This is a genomic window from Aeromonas sp. FDAARGOS 1418, from assembly GCF_019048585.1.
GTDB classification, from domain to species: domain Bacteria; phylum Pseudomonadota; class Gammaproteobacteria; order Enterobacterales; family Aeromonadaceae; genus Aeromonas; species Aeromonas caviae.
The window spans coordinates 1,329,164-1,348,435 of record NZ_CP077387.1 but is presented as its reverse complement, the minus strand read 5'-3'; the positions used below and the strand labels follow the sequence as shown (position 1 = coordinate 1,348,435).

General features: G+C 62.1%; 17 protein-coding genes and 1 tRNA gene. 7 read left to right on the top strand and 11 right to left on the bottom strand.

Annotated elements, in window-relative coordinates:
• Window positions 1–79: 79 nt before the first annotated feature.
• The 4 genes from deoC to I6L48_RS06480 form a co-directional block, all read right to left on the bottom strand.
• Window positions 80–853: a deoxyribose-phosphate aldolase gene (deoC, locus tag I6L48_RS06495; RefSeq protein WP_039039946.1), complete on the bottom strand. Its 774-nt coding sequence runs from the start codon at window positions 851–853 to the stop codon at window positions 80–82.
• 388 nt (window positions 854–1,241) lie between these two features.
• Window positions 1,242–1,412 (bottom strand): XapX domain-containing protein, encoded by a 171-nt coding sequence (locus tag I6L48_RS06490; protein WP_010673027.1) that lies wholly within the window; start codon window positions 1,410–1,412, stop codon window positions 1,242–1,244.
• Between the two features lie 123 nt (window positions 1,413–1,535).
• Window positions 1,536–2,810 (bottom strand): NupC/NupG family nucleoside CNT transporter, encoded by a 1,275-nt coding sequence (locus I6L48_RS06485; protein ID WP_010673026.1) that lies wholly within the window; start codon window positions 2,808–2,810, stop codon window positions 1,536–1,538.
• Window positions 2,811–3,023: 213 nt separating this feature from the next.
• Entirely contained in the window at window positions 3,024–3,812 is a 789-nt protein-coding gene (locus I6L48_RS06480; RefSeq protein ID WP_113069586.1) for a TatD family hydrolase, read from the bottom strand.
• Window positions 3,813–3,852: 40 nt separating this feature from the next.
• Between I6L48_RS06480 and tppF the strand changes: the two genes are divergently transcribed.
• Window positions 3,853–4,467, top strand: coding sequence for a type IVa pilus pseudopilin TppF (gene tppF / locus I6L48_RS06475; RefSeq protein ID WP_113069585.1), 615 nt, complete (start codon window positions 3,853–3,855; stop codon window positions 4,465–4,467).
• Here the strand turns inward: tppF and I6L48_RS06470 are convergent.
• The 4 genes from I6L48_RS06470 to amt form a co-directional block, all read right to left on the bottom strand.
• Window positions 4,436–4,606, bottom strand: coding sequence for a DUF5363 family protein (locus I6L48_RS06470; RefSeq protein ID WP_164882078.1), 171 nt, complete (start codon window positions 4,604–4,606; stop codon window positions 4,436–4,438). The two genes, tppF and I6L48_RS06470, sit on opposite strands and share 32 nt — an antisense overlap.
• An 81-nt stretch (window positions 4,607–4,687) precedes the next feature.
• Window positions 4,688–5,197: a GNAT family N-acetyltransferase gene (locus I6L48_RS06465; protein ID WP_180321021.1), complete on the bottom strand. Its 510-nt coding sequence runs from the start codon at window positions 5,195–5,197 to the stop codon at window positions 4,688–4,690.
• Between the two features lie 187 nt (window positions 5,198–5,384).
• Entirely contained in the window at window positions 5,385–6,737 is a 1,353-nt protein-coding gene (gene rlmD / locus I6L48_RS06460) for a 23S rRNA (uracil(1939)-C(5))-methyltransferase RlmD (protein ID WP_113069583.1), read from the bottom strand.
• A 231-nt stretch (window positions 6,738–6,968) separates the two neighbouring features.
• On the bottom strand, window positions 6,969–8,396 hold the full coding sequence (amt, locus tag I6L48_RS06455; RefSeq protein WP_010673021.1) for an ammonium transporter: 1,428 nt from the start codon (window positions 8,394–8,396) through the stop codon (window positions 6,969–6,971).
• Window positions 8,397–8,929: 533 nt separating this feature from the next.
• Between amt and I6L48_RS06450 the strand changes: the two genes are divergently transcribed.
• Complete coding sequence (locus I6L48_RS06450; RefSeq protein WP_216987880.1) at window positions 8,930–9,298, top strand: VOC family protein; 369 nt, start codon at window positions 8,930–8,932, stop codon at window positions 9,296–9,298.
• Between the two features lie 145 nt (window positions 9,299–9,443).
• Here I6L48_RS06450 and I6L48_RS06445 read toward each other — a convergent pair.
• Window positions 9,444–9,528: transfer RNA gene (locus I6L48_RS06445), tRNA-Leu, on the bottom strand.
• 143 nt (window positions 9,529–9,671) lie between these two features.
• On the opposite strand from I6L48_RS06445, the gene I6L48_RS06440 reads away from it, so the two are divergent.
• A complete protein-coding gene (locus I6L48_RS06440; RefSeq protein WP_216987879.1) occupies window positions 9,672–10,184 on the top strand; it encodes an RDD family protein in 513 nt (170 codons plus the stop codon).
• Between the two features lie 143 nt (window positions 10,185–10,327).
• On the opposite strand, the gene lptG is transcribed toward I6L48_RS06440, so the two are convergent.
• Window positions 10,328–11,398, bottom strand: a complete 1,071-nt coding sequence (gene lptG / locus I6L48_RS06435) for an LPS export ABC transporter permease LptG (RefSeq protein WP_010672962.1) — start codon at window positions 11,396–11,398, stop codon at window positions 10,328–10,330.
• 25 nt (window positions 11,399–11,423) lie between these two features.
• Complete coding sequence (lptF, locus tag I6L48_RS06430) at window positions 11,424–12,536, bottom strand: LPS export ABC transporter permease LptF (protein WP_216987878.1); 1,113 nt, start codon at window positions 12,534–12,536, stop codon at window positions 11,424–11,426.
• Between the two features lie 172 nt (window positions 12,537–12,708).
• On the opposite strand from lptF, the gene pepA reads away from it, so the two are divergent.
• The 4 genes from pepA to I6L48_RS06410 all read left to right on the top strand — a co-directional run bounded on the left by pepA (window position 12,709) and on the right by I6L48_RS06410 (window position 19,263).
• Entirely contained in the window at window positions 12,709–14,220 is a 1,512-nt protein-coding gene (gene pepA, locus I6L48_RS06425; RefSeq protein WP_010672960.1) for a leucyl aminopeptidase, read from the top strand.
• 169 nt (window positions 14,221–14,389) lie between these two features.
• Window positions 14,390–14,845, top strand: coding sequence for a DNA polymerase III subunit chi (locus I6L48_RS06420; protein WP_010672959.1), 456 nt, complete (start codon window positions 14,390–14,392; stop codon window positions 14,843–14,845).
• A gap of 65 nt (window positions 14,846–14,910) precedes the next feature.
• A complete protein-coding gene (locus I6L48_RS06415; protein WP_216987877.1) occupies window positions 14,911–17,763 on the top strand; it encodes a valine--tRNA ligase in 2,853 nt (950 codons plus the stop codon).
• A 207-nt stretch (window positions 17,764–17,970) separates the two neighbouring features.
• Window positions 17,971–19,263 (top strand): hemolysin family protein, encoded by a 1,293-nt coding sequence (locus I6L48_RS06410; protein ID WP_029313724.1) that lies wholly within the window; start codon window positions 17,971–17,973, stop codon window positions 19,261–19,263.
• Window positions 19,264–19,272: the final 9 nt, after the last annotated feature.

Sequence of the window (19,272 nt, the reverse complement as noted above, 5' to 3'; positions counted from 1 at the left end):
TCATTCCCTCCGTGCATCACACACGAACACAGACCGAACCAGATCCGAAAGGGGGCGGCGCACCGCCCCCTGCCACCGCTTAGTAACCGCTGGTATTGGCAGGCTTGTCGCCATGCCCCAGGGTCGCCAGCAGGCTGGCCAGCAGGCTGGAGGCGCCGAAGCGGAAGGTGCGGGCGGATACCCAGTCCTTGCCCAGGATCTCTTCGGCCATGGCCAGGTACTGGCCCGCCACGGCGGCGTCTTTCACGCCACCGGCCGGCTTGAAGCCCACTTTCGGGTTCTTGGCCTTGATCACTTCCATCATGATGCGGGCAGCTTCCGGGGTCGCGTTCACCGGCACCTTGCCGGTGGAGGTCTTGATGAAATCGGCACCGGCGTCGATGGAGATCTCGGAGGCGCGACGGATCAGCGCCTCTTCCTTCAACTCGCCGGTCTCGATGATCACTTTCAGCAGTACCTTGGCGCCGCAGGCTTCCTTACATGCTTTGACCAGATCGAAGCCAACCTGTTCATTGCCGGCCATGAAGGCGCGGTACGGGAAGACCACGTCAACCTCGTCGGCACCGTAGGCCACGGCGGCACGGGTCTCGGCCACGGCGATCTCGATGTCGTCGTTGCCGTGGGGGAAGTTGGTCACGGTCGCGATGCGCACGTCGGCGGCGCCGATGTCACGCAGGGTCTTGCGCGCGATGGGGATGAAACGGGGGTAGATGCAGACGGCGGCGGTCAGGCCGGCCGGAGACTTGGCCTTGTGGCACAGGTCGATCACCTTCTGATCGGTGTCGTCATCGTTCAGGGTGGTCAGGTCCATCAGGTTCAGGGCGCGTTGGGCGGCCACTTTCAGATCAGTCATGCTATGTCTCCAAAGTCTTGTTAAGCCCCATCACCCGCGAGCGGCTTCACCGAACACCAAGGGTCGGCAGAGACGTTCCCGGAGCAACGGGATATGGAATTGCAGCGCAAATGCACAGGCAATACGGCTGCAAATAAGGCAAGAGCCCTGTCACTTTCTTACAAAAGTGCGGACTTGGTTCCATGAAGACTTGAGAAAGGCCGACTACGCAGACCCGACTTCCCAATCAATTCCATTTGACCGCCAACACCCGGATTCACCGGGCATTAGTCAATGCCAGCACCCTGCTGGCATCGCCTATTTCAGCCGAGATACCCCGTGTTTGCAAGCCGGATTTGCCAATTTCAGAGGTACCTCACACCCGGCAAATCCAGCACTGTAAGGTGCTTTAGGAGAAGAAGCGGGTCAGGATCCAGGAGTAGGCAATGCCCCCCAGATAGACCCCCACGATCCCCATGACGCCGGAGAGGACGGGCGGCGCCGGTATCGGCAACTTGAGGAAAGAAAACAACACCCCAACGATAAAGCCGGCCGCCATAGCCAGTAGCACTTCATTCATAGAACCTCCGATTTGACTCACTTTATTATTAGTCTTGACAGGAAAACGGTTGTCACCACCCCAAACGAGAACGCCACAGCAAATCGCTGTGGCGTTCGTCTTTATCCTGTCAGTCAGGCGATGTTACATGCCGGACAGCGCCAGGAAGAAGCCTGCGATGGTCGCAGACATCAGGTTGGACAAGGAACCTGCCAGCACGGCCTTCAGACCGAACTTGGCGATGGTGCCGCGACGGTTCGGTGCCATGGAGCCCAGACCACCCAGCAGGATGGCGACGGAGGACAGGTTGGCGAAGCCGCACAGGGCGAAGGAGATGATCGCCTTGGTGTGCTCGGACATGGCCACACCGTTGATCAGCACTTCATCCTTCAGGTAGGGGGCAAAGTTCAGGTAAGCCACGAACTCGTTGACCACCAGCTTCTGACCGATGAAGGAACCGGCCACGACCGCTTCGCTCCAGGGCACGCCGATCAGGAAGGCCAGCGGGGAGAACAGCCAGCCCAGCAGCAGCTCCAGGGAGAGTTGCGGGTAACCGAACCAGCCGCCCACACCGGAGAAGATGCCGTTGATCATGGCGATGAGGCCGATGAAGGCCAGCAGCATGGCACCCACGTTCAGGGCCAGTTGCAGACCGGCGGAGGCACCGGCGGCGGCAGCGTCGATCACGTTGGCCGGCTTGTCGTCCAGCTCACCTTCTGCGGTGTTCTCGTCGTAGCTCGGGGTCTCGGTTTCCGGTACCAGCAGCTTGGCGAACAGCAGACCACCCGGGGCAGCCATGAAGGAGGCGGCGATCAGGTATTCCATCTTGACACCCATGGAGGCGTAACCGGCCAGCACGGAGCCGGCAACGGAAGCCAGACCACCACACATGACGGCAAACAGCTCGGAGTCGGTCATCTTGGAGATGAAGGGACGTACCACCAGCGGGGCTTCGGTCTGACCGACGAAGATGTTGGCAGTGGCGGAGAGGGATTCGGTACGAGAGGTGCCCAGCACCTTCTGCAGACCGCCGCCCAGCAGCTTGATCACCCACTGCATGATGCCGAGGTAGTAGAGTACCGCGATCAGGGAAGAGAAGAAGATGATGACGGGCAGGACGCGGAAGGCGAAGACGAAGCCACCGCCACCGAATACTTCGAACATCTTGTTGCCAACCAGACCACCGAACAGGAATTCGATGCCGTTCTGGCCATAACCGATGACGCTGGAGACGGCGTCGGACACGCCCACCAGGATGTCACGACCGACCGGCACGTAGAGCACGAAGGCCCCCAGACCGGCCTGGATGGCAAAGGCGCCACCTACGGTACGAATTTTGATTGCCTTGCGGTTGCTGGAGAACAGCACCGCAATAAGGATGAGCGTCGCCATCCCTACCAGACCCATTATCAGATTCATTATTAACACTTCCTCTTTAGTAGCACCTGCCAGCTTGTTAACGATTTGTGTATTGAAGCCGCTAATCAAGGGTGCGCATTATACTAATTACGGTGCGACAAAATAGAATACTGGTCACATTTTATAAGCCACAAACGGCCTGAACATCGTTTAATTAGACCGCAAACGATTTTTATGGGCCCTGTTTTTTATCACTCGGTCATCATTTGATAATCAAATGTTAATTTCATGATTTCCTGGGGGGAACAGCCGCCGGGTGGAGTCATGTAACACCGAAATAACATCCTCCAGCGGTTGCTGCCGCAATTGTGCCAACAAGCGGGCTATGGTCGGCAGGCTGGCCGGCGTGTTCACCTCCCCCTGCTGGCCTTGCAGCGGCATGTCGGGAGCGTCGGTTTCCAGCAGCAAGGCCTCCAGCGGCATCTGGCGTATCGCCTCCCGGGTCTTGTTGGCCCGCTCATAGCTGATGACCCCCCCGATCCCCAACCTGAAACCCAGTTGCCAGAACACCTCCGCCTGATGCAGGGAGCCGCTGAAGGCGTGAATGACCCCCCCTTGTGGCGGAGTGAAGCGCCGCAGGATCTTGGCGACCGTGTCGTTGGCACGCACCGAGTGAACGATGAGGGGCAGCGCATGCGCCATGGCCAGCCGCACCTGCGCCTCGAACATCTCGACCTGCCCCTCCTGCGGCACATGGGAGCGCAGATCCAGCCCGCACTCCCCCACGGCCACCAGCCCACGGGGCCGACTCGCCAGCAGGGTCTCCAGCCGGGTCAGTGCATCCCGGGGCTGCTTGCCCACATACCAGGGATGGATCCCCAGGCCATAGCGGATGTCGTCATGGCGCCCGGCCAGCGCCATCATCCGCCCCCAGTTTTCCTCTCCCACGGCGGGGATGATATACTCGCCCACCCCCAGCTGGCGCCACCGGGTCAGCAGCGCCTCCCTATCGGCGTCAAAGACCGGAAAATCGAGGTGGCAGTGGGTGTCTATCAATTCCATGTCGCGCTTACCTGTCTGTCGTACTCAATGGGTTCATTCCATGCCAACACACGTTTCCCGAGGCTTTACCCTGATAGAACTGGTGCTGGTCATCATCGTGCTGGGGATCCTGGCCGTGACCGCCCTGCCCCGCTTCATCAACATCCAGGACGACGGGCTCAAGAGCAGCGTCTCGGCCACGGCGGGCAGCTTTGCCAGTGCCGCCCGGCTCGCCCACGCCGGCTGGGCGGTCAAGGTAAAGGGGGAGCCCCTGGCACTCTACAACTTTAGCGGCATGGGCAGGCAGGATCTCGACATCAACAGCCATGGCTGGCCGGTGGGCACCAAGGAGGACCAGGGAGGTCAGGGGCCCGATACCGTCTTCCCCGGTGGCGACAGCGATCAGATCTCCGTCAGCAGCCGGGACGACTGCGAGAGCCTGTTTGGCGCCCTGCTCGATACCGATCTGACGGTGGCCGATGAGTTGCACCAGGATTCAGACAGTGACTACATCTCCCGGCTCATCCCGGCAGACGCTCAGGCTGACGGCGCCCTTCGCCACGACAACTGCCGCTATACCCTGCGCAGCTCCGTTGGCCACTTCCCGGCATACCCCGACGGGCTCTCGTTCGACTACAACAGCGTCACTGGCGCCGTGACCCGCCAGTTCCAGTGAGGTCGTCGCCCTTCTCCGGGCGCTTCTCGTCTTCATCATGGCGTACCGGCGCGCAGCAGCGCCGGTTCTCCGGTGTGAGTCCCCACTCCTGGCACCAGGCATCGTAGCGAGCCAGCCAACGCAGCAATATCCCCTTCATGGGCGCCTCCTTGTCTCGATGGTTTCCCCACAAGCCTGCCCCAATCCAGCGCCCCAGACCAGCATCTCGGGGCCAGCGGCGTCATGGCCTGTCCAGCGGCAGCAACAGCCCCATGGAAATCTCGTCCACATAACCCTCGTCCAGCCGATAGGCCTGCCGTCTCACCCCCTCCTCCACGAACCCGCACTTGCGATACAAGGCGTGGGCCACCTCGTTGTGGGCCATCACTCCCAGCTCCAGCCGGTGGATACCGAGATCCCTCGCGGTCGCGATCAGGGTGCGCAGCAACCGTTCACCCCATCCCTGCCCGCGCGCCCCCGAACGCAGCCCCATCACCACCAGGGCGCAGTGGCGGTTGCGTGCCAGGCCGCCACCAAGGAGCGCGGCAAACCCTTGCACCTCCCCCGCCAGCTCCAGCAACCACATGGCCTGATTGGGGGCCGCGGCCATGGCCTCGAGCCGCCTGCGCTGCCCCGCGATGTCCGAGGGGCGCTCTCCCGCTTCATACAGCATGAAGCGGGTCTCCCTGTCCAGTTGCCCGAAGAAGCTGTCCAGCGCCGCCGCATCCTCCACCCCTGCCATACGAATCATCACGCCGACCTCCCTGCCTGGTGGTTCTGCCGACCACGACCATAAAAAAACGACTCCCTCAGGAGTCGTTTTTATCAGAGCCATCTGGCTAACGCCACGCCCTCGGCCCGATCAGGCTTTCGCTGACAGGCTCAGGCAGGCGACCGCTTCCACCTGCATCGCGCGAGGGGAAGATCCCGAGCGACGATCAGGCCTTGGCTGGCAGGCTCAGGCGAGCAACGGCTTCCACGTGCATGGAGTGCGGGAACATGTCTACCGGCTGCACCTCGTCCAACACGAAACCCTGCTTGACCAGCCAGGCGAGATCCCGGGCCAGGGTCTGGGGGTTGCAGGAGACATAGACCAGACGGCGCGGCGCCATGGCCACCAGGGTCTGCAATACCGCCTTGTCACAGCCCTTGCGGGGCGGATCCATCACCACCACGTCGGCACTCACCCCGTCGGCATACAGGGCAGGCATCAGCTGCTCCGCCTTGCCCACGTGGAACTCGGTCTGCTCGATGCCGTTGAGGGCCGCATTGCGACGGGCGTCGCTGATGGCGCTCTCCACCGACTCGATCCCCACCACCTTGGCGGCCTTGCCTGCCAGGAACAGGGAGATGGTGCCGATGCCGCAATAGATGTCGAACACCGTCTCGCTGCCGGTCAGCTCGCAATACTCCAGCGCCTTGGAGTAGAGCACGTCGGTCTGGCTCGGGTTGTTCTGGAAGAAGGAGAGGGGCGAGATCTCGAATTCGAGCTCGTGGATCTTGTCGCGGATCACCCCGCTGCCCAGCAGCACCCGGTTCTTGTCACCCAGGATGCGGTTGGTGCGCGCCTCGTTGATGTTCTGCACCAAAGTAGTGACCGGCAGATCCGCCAGGGCCGCCAGCAGCTCGGCTTCGAACGGCAGCGCTTCGCCCAGGGTCACCAGCACCACCATCAGCTCGCCGCTCTTGAAGCCCTTGCGGGTCATCAGGTTGCGCACGCAGCCGGTGTGGGCCACCTCGTCATAGGCCGCGATGTCGTGCTCGCGCATCCAGTTGCGTACCCGGGCATTGAGCTCCACGTGCAGCGAGTCCTGCACCGCGCAATCATCGGCGGTGATGAGGTCATGGGAGTGCTTGCGGTAGAAGCCGATCTCGGCGCCCGCCTCGCTGCCACGCACCGCGTACTGGGCCTTGTTGCGGTAGGCAAACGGCGTCTCCATGCCGAGGATGGGGTTGACCACGGCCTCACCCAGCCCGACCTGCTCCAGGGCGCTCTGCACCAGGCTCTGCTTGAGGGCAAGCTGGGCCGGATAGGCCAGCGGGCGCACCTGGCAGCCACCGCATTCGGTGTTGGGGCAGAAATCCGGCACCCTGTCGGCGGACGGCTGGGTCAACTCGACCAGCTTGCCGTGCAGGTAGTTCGGTTTGACCTCGGTCAACTCGACCAGCGCCTGCTCACCGGGCAGCAGACCCTCGACAAACAGGGGGCGATCGAACAGGCGACCCTTGCCATCCCCCTTGTCGGTCAGTTCCAGAATATCGATCTGATGTAGGTGTCCCACTAACGGCATGAGCGGCTCCGAAGGCATGAAAGAGAGGGTGACGACGGGGCAGACCCGGCGACCCCGAATAAAGGGTGGCAGAGTTTAGCGGAGATCCGCCCAAAATGCAGGCATAAAAGACCCCGCAAACACAAATAGCGACCCCGGCCACCAGCGGCCCGGTCCGGGCAGCCTGGCCACCTCGCCCCAATAAAAAAACCGCCGGACGGGGCCGGCGGTATGACATTCATGGCAGCAGGATCAATGGCTGTAGGCTTTCTCGCCATGGCTGGTCACGTCCAGCCCTTCGCGCTCGGCATCTTCCTTCACCCGCAGACCGATCAGCAGGTCCACCAGCTTGTAGGCCACGGCCGAGACCAGGGCGGTCCAGACCACGGTCACTCCCACGCCGATGACCTGTACCTTGACCTGGGCCAGGATGGAGTACCCCTCGGCCACCTGGTTGGTCACATAGTCCCACACCCCGGTGCCGCCCAGATCCGGGCTGGCGAACACCCCGGTCAGCACGGCACCCAGGATCCCGCACACCCCGTGCAGGCCGAACACGTCCAGGCTGTCATCGGCCCCCAGCAGACGCTTGAGACCGTGCACGCCCCACAGACCAGCCACACCGCTGAGCAGGCCGATGATGAGGGCGCCCCCCACACCGACGAAACCGGCGGCAGGGGTGATGGCGACCAGACCCGCCACCGCACCGGAGACAGCGCCAAGCAGGGAGGGACGGCCCTTCATCGCCCACTCGGCGAAGGTCCAGGAGAGGGCGGCAGCGGCCGGCGCGATCCAGGTGTTGGCGAAGGCCAGGGCCGCCGTGCCGTTGGCTTCGAGGGAGGAGCCGGCGTTGAAGCCGAACCAGCCGAACCACAGCAGGGCGGCACCGATCATGGTCATGGTCAGGCTGTGGGGGGTCATGGGGTCACGGCCATAGCCAACCCGTTTGCCCACCATGAAGGCCCCAACCAGACCGGCCACCGCGGCGTTGATGTGCACCACGGTGCCGCCAGCGAAGTCCAGAGCGCCGTGCTGGAACAGATAGCCTGCGGTGGCACCGGCCGCTTCGGCGGCGGCCGCATCCGTGTAGGCATCCGGACCCGCCCAGTACCACACCATGTGCGCCATCGGGATATAGGCGAACGTGAACCAGATCACCGCGAACAGCAGCACCGCCGAGAACTTCATCCGCTCGGCAAAGCCGCCGACGATGAGCCCGCAGGTGATGGCGGCAAAAGCGCCCTGGAACACCACGTAGATGAACTCGCTGATCCCGACCCCCTTGCTGAAGGTGGCGGCGATGGAATCCGGCGTCACCCCCATCAACAGCACCTTGTCGAAGGAGCCGTAGAAGGCGCCGCCCTCGGTGAAGGCCAGGGAGTAGCCGTAGACCACCCAGAGGACGGTGATGAGGCAGAACAAGGTGAACACCTGCATCAGCACGCTCAGCATGTTCTTGGCGCGCACCAGGCCGCCGTAAAAGAGGGCTAGGCCCGGCACGGACATCAGGATCACCAGGGCCGCTGCCACCATCAGCCAGGTATTGTCCCCCTTGTTGATGGTCACGGTCGCGGCCGCCTGTACCACATCGGCCTGCGCGGCCACCTCTTCGGCCCAGCCCGGGGCGGCCATGGTGGCGGCCAGCGCCAGCAGGCCAGTCATTACGAGTCTCTTGAACATACAGCCCTCTCCTTGTCGTCCCGGCATCCGGGTCCATTTCCTGATATGCATTTCCAACCTGGCCACCTGCCCACCGCACCTGTGTGGCTCACGGAGACATCATGGCGACATGACATGGGGAAAGCATAAAGCAGGCCAAGAAAAATAATCCTTTTATTTCATGGCGTTATGTTTTTATCACATTCAACACGCACCATCTTGGCGCACGATGCCCGGTTACAGGGGGAAAATCGCACTTTGGCTGTGCATTGCCGGGAAAATGCACCAGGATGACCCAATCGCCTCACAATGACGGGGCGAACCCGTGGTGATGTCACCCTGGCAGGCTTATCTATCCCGCTAAGGTATTTATGAAATAAATGAAATGGGCCATACCATGGTGAAATCAAATGAGGCTGTCGGCCAATATCCCCCCACCCAAGGGGCACAAGCACTTTAAGAGTGCAAACGCGCGCCATTCGTCTAGCCTGCCCCGAAATGCCCGGTCATACTGGCAAGCCATCTTCCCCTGTTCCCAGCGCAGCGAGGAGCCCATGCCCAATCTCAACGTGACCGAAATCAAGGCGTTCGTGCCTGCCCGGGATTTCCCGCTGTCAAAGCAGTTCTATCAGGATCTCGGCTTTACCCTGGCCTCCGATGGCGACGGCGTGGCCTACTTTCATCTCGGCAACGCAAGCTTCCTGCTGCAGGATGGCAACCCCCCGGGGCTGGCCGAGCAGCTCATGATGCACCTCCTGGTGGAGGACGTGGCCGCCTGGCAGGCCCAAGTGGAGGCGAGCCAGGTCGCCGCCCGCTACGGCGTCCGGGTCACGGAGCTCGTCACCCAGCCGTGGCGCATGAAGGAGTTCTATCTGTACGACCCCGCCGGCGTGCTGTGGCGTATCGCGCAGAATATCGACTGAGGGGATGGCAGTCCGAGAGGTTGATGGCCTGACAGCCTGTGGGTCTGAATGTCTGAGAGCCTGTGGGTCTGAGGGTACACCTCTTCGCACCGCCCGGAAAAACAAAAGGCCATCCGCGAGGATGGCCTTTTGTCATGGAATCTGATGGTGCCCGGGGTCGGACTCGAACCGACACGTATTGCTACGGCGGATTTTGAATCCGCTGCGTCTACCGATTTCGCCACCCGGGCAGCTGCGAGGGATTATACGAATGGCGCTTGGCCATGCAAGGTGTTTTTCTTGCCCCCACCGTTGTTTGCTCATTTATTCAACGCCTTGCCGATGCCAGGCCAGTTACATAGAATGCCCGCATCATATTAATGGAATAATCATCATGGCCAAGCGCAAGACCCCCCCCCCTCTCCAGCCTGCTCCCCGGCATCCGTCCGCCGGTCTGCTGCGCCGTCTCGGCGCCCTGCTCTATGACTATCTGGTGGTGATTGCCCTGCTGATCATCGCCGGCTTCATCGGCATGGGGGTGGCCCACCTGCTGCTGGCCACCGGCATGGCGCACGTTCCCGAGGGCAAGGATGCCGCCTGGCTGCTCACCAGCCCCCTCTACAGCGCCTGGCTGGCCTTCGTCATCTGCGGTTTCTACACCTGGTTCTGGGTCCGCGCCGGCCAGACCATCGGCATGCGGGCCTGGCGCCTGCGCATCCAGAACCTGGACGGCAGCAACATTCGCGTCACCCAGGCCCTGATCCGGCTCGCCACCTCGGCCTTTGGCCTGGGCAACCTGCTGTGTGTGTTCAATCGCGCCCGCCCCCGCGCCTTCCAGGACATCTGGGCCGAGTGCGAGGTGGTGGTGCTCGGCAAGGCGGAAAACCTGGAGCAGCTCAATCGCTGATCCCAAGGCGGCAACGAAAAAGGGCACCCCGAGGTGCCCTTTTTGTTGACCAGAACTGAGTGCTTGCAGCCCAGAACCTTGACGGAAACGGTGCATCGAGAGCAATGGCCGCCTTTTGTCAGCAGCCCGCCTCCTTCAGGCCGCTACTGCTTGCGGCTCAGGATATAGAAGGAGATGCCGCCAAACAGCAGGCTGGGTGCGATGGCCGCGAGGATGGGCGGGACCGCATAGACCAGGCTGACCGGGCCGAACACCCTGTCGCTAACATAGACCGCGAAGCCGGTCATGATCCCCATCAGCATCCGCGCCCCCATGCTCACCGAACGCAGCGGGCCGAAGATGAAGGAGGAGGCGAGCAGTATCATGGCCACCACGGAGAGCGGTGAGAGCAGCTTGCGCCACATCTCCAGCTTGTAGCGTCCGGCATCCTGCTTGTTGGCATCCAGATAACCGATGTAGTCCCGCAGCCCCGAGATGGGCAGGTTCTCGGGATCGATGCTGACCACCCCGAGCTGCTTGGGGGTCAGCTCGGATTGCCAGGCCATCTGGGCATGCTCTTCGTCCTGGATCCGGGTGGGATCGTCAAACCGGGTGATGTGCACCTGTTTCAGCAGCCAGTGGTGATCCTCGAACACCCCCTCCTTCGCCTGCACCACGTCGATCAGGTTGCGGGACGGAGTGAAGCGGTAGAGGGTGATGCCGGTCAGGGCGCCATCGTTGCGCACCCCGTTGATGTTGACGAAGTTGTTGCCATCCCGTGCCCAGACCCCGTAGGCCGAGACCGTAAGCCGCCCTTCCGACATGGCCCCCGCCTTGATGTCATCCGCCATCCGCTTGGCGGCCGGTGCGACGTACTCTCCCATCAGCCCCACCAGCAGCATCAGGGGAATGGCGGTCTTGAGCGCCGCCATGACGATGCTGATCTTGGAGCGTCCCGCCGCCTGCATCACCACCAGCTCGGAGCTGGTCGCGAGCTGGCCCAGACCGATGAGGCCACCGAGCAGGGCAGCCAGGGGGAAGAAGAGCACCGCCTCCTTGGGCATGGAGAGCAGCACGTAGTAGAGGGCGTTGAGCATGTCGTAGTTACCTTCCCCGACCGCCTTCAACTGCTCCACGTACTTGATGAGCGCGGCCAGCCCGACCAGGGTCAGCTCGCACAGCAGGATCGACATGAAGATGACCCTGCCTATGTATCTATCGAGAATGCCGAACATCAGCAGAGACTCCCAGGTTGCAGCATCATGCTGACTTTCTCTTGAAAAATTGCCCTTTGACCCCGTTCCACCAGCTGGTGCCCTGCAGGTTGAGAGGCAACCCTATCAGCAGCAGATAGACCAGGGGCACCAGGAACATCCCGGGCCAGTGGGGCAGACGCCCGCTGTCGATGGCCGACCGGGCGGCACTGAGCAGCAGGAAATAGGAGAGATAGAGCAGGATGGCCGGCAGCAGCTTGGCGTAACGCCCCTGACGGGGATTGACCCGCGCCATCGGCACCACCAGGAAGGTGAGCACCAGGATGGAGAGGGGCAGCGACAGGCGCCACTGCAATTCGGCCATCAGTTGGTTGTCCTGGGTGCCGAGCAATGCCAGGGTCGGCTTGGCCGCCGCCTTGCGGTTGGATCGCTCCATCTCCTGCTGGCGGATCACCAGGCTGTATTCACGGAACTCCGAGACCTGGAATTGCTTGCCGGTGAAATGCCCCTCGTAGCGCGAGCCATCGGTCAGGGTCAGCCACTGCAAGCCGTTGCTGTCGGCGGTCACCTGCCCCTCGTTGGCCACCACCACTGACGGGGGTGAGCCACCCTCGGCCCGTTGCAGCACGAAGATTTTCTGCAACTCCGACCCCTTGTCGTTCAGATCCTGGATGTAGGCCACCAGGCGCCCCTTGTCGAGCTCCATGAAGCGGCCGGCCTGCAGGAAAGAGATACCGGGATCGGCCTTGAACTCGTCGATCACCTGGTACTCCCGCTCCTTGGCCTGGGGGGCGACCCAGCCGGTGTTGAACGCCGCGACGGCGGCGGTCAGCAAGGCCAGCACCAGGGCGCTGCCCATGATGAAACGGTGACTGAAACCCACCGCGTGCATCACCGTCATCTCGCTTTCCGCGTACAAACGGCCGTGAGCAAACAGAATGGCTAAAAACAGACTGATAGGCAGCATCAACAACGCCATATTCGGCAGGTTGAGCAGCAGGAGGGTGGATACCAGGCGCGTCGGCACCTCACCATCGGCGGCATCGCCAATGATCTGGATAAATTGCTGGCTGACGAAGATAAGCAGCAGCACGAACAGCACCGCCAGCTGGGTTTTCAGGGTCTCCCTGAACAAATATCGGAAAACGATCACAGTCATTCCCAAGTAAACTTGTGTTTTTAGTCGAATGCCTGAAAAATAGGGCCCTATATTGGATTTTTACCAGTTTGAACTGCGGAGCCTGTGACTGTTCGCTCCGCCTCTGATACCCCAACAAGCACCGCATTATTCAATAAATGGTGCCTTTTGTCTTTAGGATGTAGGAGATTCCATGGAGTTCAGTGTAAAGAGTGGCAGTCCTGAGAAGCAACGCAGTGCCTGCGTCGTTGTCGGCGTTTTTGAGCCCCGCCGCCTCTCTCCGGTTGCCGAACAGCTGGACAAGATCAGCGACGGCTACCTCAGCTCGCTGCTGCGCCGTGGCGACCTGGAAGGGAAACCGGGCCAGATGCTGCTGCTGCATCAAGTTCCGGGCGTGCTCAGCGAGCGCGTACTGCTGGTCGGGTGCGGCAAGGAGCGCGAACTCGACGAGCGCCAGTACAAGCAGATCATCAACAAGACCATCACCACCCTGAACGAAACCGGCTCCATGGAAGCGGTCTGCTTCCTGACCGAGCTGCACGTCAAGGGTCGGGATACCTACTGGAAGGTGCGTCAGGCGGTTGAAACCACCAAGGCGGGCCTCTACAGCTTCGATCAGTTCAAGACCAACAAGGCCGAACCGCGCCGTCCATTGCGCAAGCTGGTCTTCAACGTGCCGACGCGTCGGGAACTGACCATAGGCGAGCGCGCCATCAATCACGGCCTGGCCGTGGCGAAAGGGGTGCGCATCTGCCGCGACGTGGCGAACATGCCGCCCAACGTCTGCAATCCCGCCTACCTCGCCTCCCAGGCCCGCCGTCTGGCGGATGCCTATGACAACATCACCACCAGGGTGGTGGGGGAGCAGGAGATGGCTGAGCTCGGCATGAACTCCTACCTGGCAGTGGCCCGCGGCTCCGAGAACGAAGCCATGATGGCCATCATCGAGTACAAGGGCAACGCCGACGCCAAGCCCATCGTGCTGGTGGGCAAGGGGCTGACCTTCGACTCCGGCGGCATCTCCATCAAGCCGGCAGACGGAATGGACGAGATGAAGTACGACATGGGTGGCGCCGCCTCTGTGCTCGGCACCATGCACGCCCTGGCCCAGTTGCAGCTGCCCATCAACGTCATCGGCGTGCTGGCGGGCTGCGAGAACATGCCGGGGGGCAACGCCTACCGCCCCGGTGACATCCTCACTACCATGTCCGGCCAGACCGTCGAGGTGCTCAACACCGACGCCGAAGGCCGCCTGGTGTTGTGCGATGCCCTCACCTATGTGGACCGCTACGATCCCGAGACCGTGATCGATGTGGCGACCCTGACCGGTGCCTGCATCATCGCCCTGGGCCACCATACCTCTGGCCTCTTGGCGAACCACAACCCCCTGGCCCACGAGCTGCTCAACGCCTCCGAACAGGCCGGCGATCGCGCCTGGCGCCTGCCCCTGTTCGACGAGTATCAGGAGCAGCTGGAAAGCCCGTTCGCGGACATGGCCAACATCGGTGGCCGTCCGGCCGGTACCATCACCGCCGCTGCCTTCCTGTCGCGCTTCACCAAGAAATACAACTGGGCCCACCTGGATATCGCAGGGACCGCCTGGAAGAGCGGAAAGGAGAAGGGTTCCACCGGCCGTCCTGTGCCCCTGCTGACCCAGTTCCTGCTCAACCGGGCCGGCGTGGCGGACGTCGAAGACAAGGAGTGATTCCCTTATCCATCGACTCGAAGAGCGATGCGAGAAGGCGTTACCCTGTATCACAAGGAAGAGGCCTGCCTCTTCCTTGTTTCATTGAGAGAATCCGGGAAGTCCGTGCCAGACGCGGCTCCCGAAGACGGCCAATCGCTGTCCGTCACAGCCAAACGGGACCGACCTGATGAGCCAAGTGACCTTTTACCTGATGAGCCAGCCCGATGATGCGGATGCCTCCGCCGTCGAGCGCCTCGCCTGCCAGCTTGCGGCCGATGGCTGGAGCGCAGGCCACCTCTATCTGCTGTGCGAGGACGAGGCCCAGGCCCTGCGTCTGGACGAGCTGTTGTGGCAGTTGCCGCCCGATCGCTTCGTGCCGCACCAGTTGCAGGGGGAGAGCGGTCAGGCTCCAGTGGAGATAGGCCATCAGCCGCCACGGCGGCGCTATGCCTGCCTCATCAACCTGGCCCGGCAGACACCTTTGTTTGCAGGACACTTCGCTCAAGTGGTAGATTTTGTCCCCACTGACGAAACGCAAAAGCAGCAAGCCCGCGAGCGCTACAAGCACTATCGCCAGGCGGGCCATACCCTCGAGATGAGGGATCAGCCCGTCCTTGCCGCACCGGATCCGGCGCAGCCCTGACTGTGCCACCCTCGATCCACGACGAATCAACACCAGAATCCATCCATCCAGAATACGGCGAGACCATGGAAAAGACTTTTAATCACAACGCCATCGAACAGGCGCTCTACCAGCACTGGGAAGCCCAGGGCTACTTCAAGCCCCACGGCGACACCAGCAAAGATTCCTTCTGCATCATGATCCCGCCGCCGAACGTCACCGGCAGCCTGCACATGGGTCACGCCTTCCAGCAAACCCTGATGGATACCTTGATCCGCTACAACCGCATGCAGGGCAAGAACACCCTGTGGCAGGCAGGTACCGACCACGCCGGTATCGCCACCCAGATGGTGGTTGAGCGCAAGATCGCCGCAGAAGAGGGCAAGACCCGCCACGATTACGGCCGGGAAGCCTTCATCGACAAGATCTGGCAGTGGAAGGAAGAGTCCGGCGGCACCATCACCCGTCAGATGCGCCGTCTGGGTGACTCCGTGGACTGGGAGCGCGAGCGCTTCACCATGGATGAGGGCCTCTCCGCCGCCGTCCAGGAAGTGTTCGTGCGCCTGTACGAAGACGGCCTGATGTACCGCGGCAAGCGTCTGGTGAACTGGGATCCCAAGCTCAACACCGCCATCTCCGACCTGGAAGTGGAAAACCGCGAGATCAAGGGCCACATGTGGCACCTTCGCTACCCGCTGGCCAACGGCGCCAAGACCGCCGAAGGCAAGGATTACCTGATCGTCGCCACCACCCGTCCGGAAACCATGCTGGGCGATACCGCCGTCGCGGTAAACCCGGAAGACCCCCGCTACAAGGCGCTGATCGGCCAGCACATCCTGCTGCCGCTGGTGAACCGTCTGATCCCCATCGTTGCCGACGAACACGCCGACATGGAGAAGGGCACCGGCTGCGTGAAGATCACCCCGGCCCACGACTTCAACGACAACGAAGTGGGCAAGCGCCACAACCTGCCGATGATCAACATCTTCACCCTGGACGCCCACGTGCGTGCCGAGGCCGAAGTGGTCGATACCAATGGCAACCCGAGCACCGCCTATGACGCCGCCCTGCCGACCGAGTTCGCCGGGATGGAGCGCTTCGCCGCCCGCAAGGCCATCGTCGCCAAGCTGGACGAGCTGGGCCTCCTGGCCGAGATCAAGGATCACGTGCTGCAACAGCCTTACGGCGATCGCGGCGGCGTGCCCATCGAGCCCATGCTGACCGACCAGTGGTACGTCCACGTGGCCCCCATGGCCAAGACCGCCATCGAGGCGGTGGAAGATGGCCGCATCCAGTTCGTGCCGAAGCAGTACGAAAACATGTACTTCTCCTGGATGCGCGACATTCAGGACTGGTGCGTCTCCCGTCAGCTGTGGTGGGGTCACCGCATCCCGGCCTGGTATGACGATGCCGGCAACGTCTACGTGGGCCGCAACGAAGAGGAAGTGCGCGCCAAGCACAGCATCCCGTCCGTGACCGTGCTGCGCCAGGACGAAGACGTGCTCGACACCTGGTTCAGCTCCGCCCTGTGGACCTTCTCCACCCTGGGCTGGCCGAACAACACCGAGGCGCTCAAGACCTTCCACCCGACCGACGTGCTGATGAGCGGCTTCGACATCATCTTCTTCTGGATTGCCCGGATGATCATGATGACCATGCACTTCATCAAGGACGAGAACGGCCAGCCGCAAGTCCCGTTCAAGACCGTCTATATCACTGGCCTCATCCGTGACGAAGAAGGCCAGAAGATGTCCAAGTCCAAGGGCAACGTGCTGGACCCCCTCGACATGATCGACGGCATCTCCCTGGAAGACCTGCTGGAGAAGCGCACCGGCAACATGATGCAGCCGCAGATGGCCGAGAAGATCGCCAAGCGCACCGCCAAGCAGTTCCCGGAAGGGATCAATGCCCACGGTACCGACGCCCTGCGCTTCACCCTGGCGGCGCTGGCCTCTACCGGTCGTGACATCAACTGGGACATGAAGCGCCTGGATGGCTACAACAACTTCTGCAACAAGCTGTGGAACGCCTCCCGCTATGTGCTGATGAACACCGAAGATCAGGATTGCGGCTTTGCCTGTGGCGAGATGCAGTTCAGCCTGGCGGATCGCTGGATCCAGTCCCAGCTGCAAGTGGCCATCCGTGACTTCCGTACCGCCCTCGATACCTACCGCTTCGATATCGCGGCAGGCGTGTTGTACGAATTTATCTGGAACCAGTTCTGTGACTGGTATCTGGAGCTGACCAAGCCGGTGCTGACCAAGGGTTCCGAGGCCGAGCAGCGCGCTGCCCGCCACACCCTGGTGACCGTGCTGGAAACCCTGCTGCGCCTGGCTCACCCGATCATCCCGTTCATCACCGAGACCATCTGGAAATCGGTCGCCCCGCTGGCTGGCGTACACGCCGACACCATCATGATTCAGGCTTTCCCGGAATTCGACGCCGCCAAGGTGGACGACGCCGCGATGGCGGATCAGGAGTGGGTGAAGGAGTTCATCGTCAGCATCCGCAACATCCGCGCCGAGATGAACGTGGCCCCGAGCGTGCCCCTCAACGTGCTGCTCCAGTGCGATGCCAAGGATGCCCAGCGCGCCGCTGACAACGAGGCCTTCCTCAAGTCGCTGGCCCGTCTGGAATCCATTCGCGTACTGGCGGCCGGTGAAACCGCCCCGCTGTCGGTCAAGAAATTGATCGGTGCCACCGAGCTGATGATCCCGATGGCCGGTCTCATCGACAAGGAAGCCGAACTGGCCCGTCTGGCCAAAGAGGTGGCCCGTCTGGTGGGCGAGTGCGGCCGCATCGAAGGCAAGCTCGGCAACGAGGCCTTCGTCGCCAAGGCGCCGGAAGCGGTCATCATCAAGGAGCGCGAGAAGCTGGAAGATTACCGTCTCCAGCTGACCAAGCTGGAAGCCCAGCAGGCCGAGATCGCCGCGCTCTAAGCCACAGCGCAACATGACAAGCCCCCGTTTATCGGGGGCTTTTTCATGTCATGGGTTCAGTTCTCCCTCTCCTGCCCCGCAGTTTTATCCCTCCCGCCGGGGCGATATTCAAAAATTCACGAGCCAAATCACCTCCTTTCACAAGCGCAGAGCCCGCAAATTCATTACACTGCCAGCGGTCTTTTCTATCGGGAGTGCTGCTGCAGTATGGAAATATTGATCCTGTTTGGATTGATTTTGCTCAATGGCGTCTTCGCCATGTCGGAAATCGCCATCGTGACGGCACGCAAGGCACGCCTCGCCAAAATGGCGAGCGAAGGGAGCCGCTCCGCCGCCATCGCCCTCAAGCTCGGGGAAGATCCGACCCATTTCCTCTCCGCCGTGCAGATCGGCATCACCAGCATCGGCCTGCTCAACGGTATCTATGGCGAGTCCCTGCTGGCCCAGCCCTTCGCCCTCTGGCTGCAGGAGTGGGGGCTCTCCCCCAAGAGCAGCAGCCTGCTCGCCACCGTCATCGTGGTCGTGCTGGTCACCTATCTCTCCATCGTGGTAGGGGAGCTCGTGCCCAAACGCCTCGGACAGCTCAGCGCCGAGCGCATTGCCTGTCTGGTAGCCCGCCCCATGCTCTGGCTGGCGACCCTGACCCGTCCCTTCGTCTGGTTGCTCTCCGCCTCCACCAACGCCAGCCTGCGGCTGCTGCGGGTCGATCAGCGCAGCAGCAACAACGTCACTCAGGAGGAGATCCACGCCATGCTGGTGGAGGGCTCCGAAGCGGGGGTGATCGAGGACCATGAGCACACTATGTTGCGCAACGTGTTCCGCCTCGACGAACGCAGCCTGGCCTCCCTGATGGTGCCGCGCAGCGACATCCGCTATCTGGACCTGTCACTGCCGCTGGAAGTGAACCTCCAACGTCTGGTGGAGTATCGCCACAGCTTCTTCCCTGTCTGTGACGGCAGCCTGTCGGATCTCGTCGGCATCCTCAACGTCAGCAAGGTGCTGCACGCCTACATCAAGGGAGAGCCCATCGATCTGGCGGCGCTGACCCAGGACGGCAGCCTGCTGCCGGAGACCCTCAACGGCCTGGAGCTGCTCAACCACTTCCGTACCCACTCCGAGCACATGGTGCTGGTGGTGGACGAATATGGCGAGCTGCAGGGGCTGGTCACCCAGCAGGATCTGCTGGAAACCCTGGCCGGCGACTTCCAGCAGGAAGATGGGGAGGACAACTGGGCCTTCCAGCGCGCCGACGGCAGCTGGCTGCTCGACGGCCTCATTCCACTGCCAGAATTGAAGGACTGTCTGGAGCTGGTTCGTCTGCCGGAAGAAGAAAAACATCACTATCACACCCTTGGAGGGCTTATCATGCTGCTCCTTGGCCGCCTTCCCCAGACCGGAGACCTGGTCACCCTGGAACAGTGGCAACTGGAAATCGTGGATATGGACGGCCTGCGCATCGACAAGGTACTTGCCATGCCCTTGACCGACCAACCCAGCTAACCTGCGGAG

What these genes read in the sequence shown, in the direction of transcription:
- I6L48_RS06440 (WP_216987879.1), top strand. Translation starts at nt 9,672, where the DNA reads ATGGCCAAGCGCAAGACCCCCCCCCCTCTCCAGCCTGCTCCCCGGCAT.
- pepA (WP_010672960.1), top strand. Translation starts at nt 12,709, where the DNA reads ATGGAGTTCAGTGTAAAGAGTGGCAGTCCTGAGAAGCAACGCAGTGCC.
- I6L48_RS06410 (WP_029313724.1), top strand. Translation starts at nt 17,971, where the DNA reads ATGGAAATATTGATCCTGTTTGGATTGATTTTGCTCAATGGCGTCTTC.
- amt (WP_010673021.1), bottom strand. Translation starts at nt 8,396, where the DNA reads ATGTTCAAGAGACTCGTAATGACTGGCCTGCTGGCGCTGGCCGCCACC.
- I6L48_RS06490 (WP_010673027.1), bottom strand. Translation starts at nt 1,412, where the DNA reads ATGAATGAAGTGCTACTGGCTATGGCGGCCGGCTTTATCGTTGGGGTG.
- I6L48_RS06470 (WP_164882078.1), bottom strand. Translation starts at nt 4,606, where the DNA reads ATGAAGGGGATATTGCTGCGTTGGCTGGCTCGCTACGATGCCTGGTGC.
- I6L48_RS06415 (WP_216987877.1), top strand. Translation starts at nt 14,911, where the DNA reads ATGGAAAAGACTTTTAATCACAACGCCATCGAACAGGCGCTCTACCAG.
- I6L48_RS06450 (WP_216987880.1), top strand. Translation starts at nt 8,930, where the DNA reads ATGCCCAATCTCAACGTGACCGAAATCAAGGCGTTCGTGCCTGCCCGG.
- deoC (WP_039039946.1), bottom strand. Translation starts at nt 853, where the DNA reads ATGACTGATCTGAAAGTGGCCGCCCAACGCGCCCTGAACCTGATGGAC.
- lptF (WP_216987878.1), bottom strand. Translation starts at nt 12,536, where the DNA reads ATGACTGTGATCGTTTTCCGATATTTGTTCAGGGAGACCCTGAAAACC.
- tppF (WP_113069585.1), top strand. Translation starts at nt 3,853, where the DNA reads ATGCCAACACACGTTTCCCGAGGCTTTACCCTGATAGAACTGGTGCTG.
- rlmD (WP_113069583.1), bottom strand. Translation starts at nt 6,737, where the DNA reads ATGCCGTTAGTGGGACACCTACATCAGATCGATATTCTGGAACTGACC.
- I6L48_RS06420 (WP_010672959.1), top strand. Translation starts at nt 14,390, where the DNA reads ATGAGCCAAGTGACCTTTTACCTGATGAGCCAGCCCGATGATGCGGAT.
- I6L48_RS06465 (WP_180321021.1), bottom strand. Translation starts at nt 5,197, where the DNA reads ATGATTCGTATGGCAGGGGTGGAGGATGCGGCGGCGCTGGACAGCTTC.
- I6L48_RS06485 (WP_010673026.1), bottom strand. Translation starts at nt 2,810, where the DNA reads ATGAATCTGATAATGGGTCTGGTAGGGATGGCGACGCTCATCCTTATT.
- lptG (WP_010672962.1), bottom strand. Translation starts at nt 11,398, where the DNA reads ATGTTCGGCATTCTCGATAGATACATAGGCAGGGTCATCTTCATGTCG.
- I6L48_RS06480 (WP_113069586.1), bottom strand. Translation starts at nt 3,812, where the DNA reads ATGGAATTGATAGACACCCACTGCCACCTCGATTTTCCGGTCTTTGAC.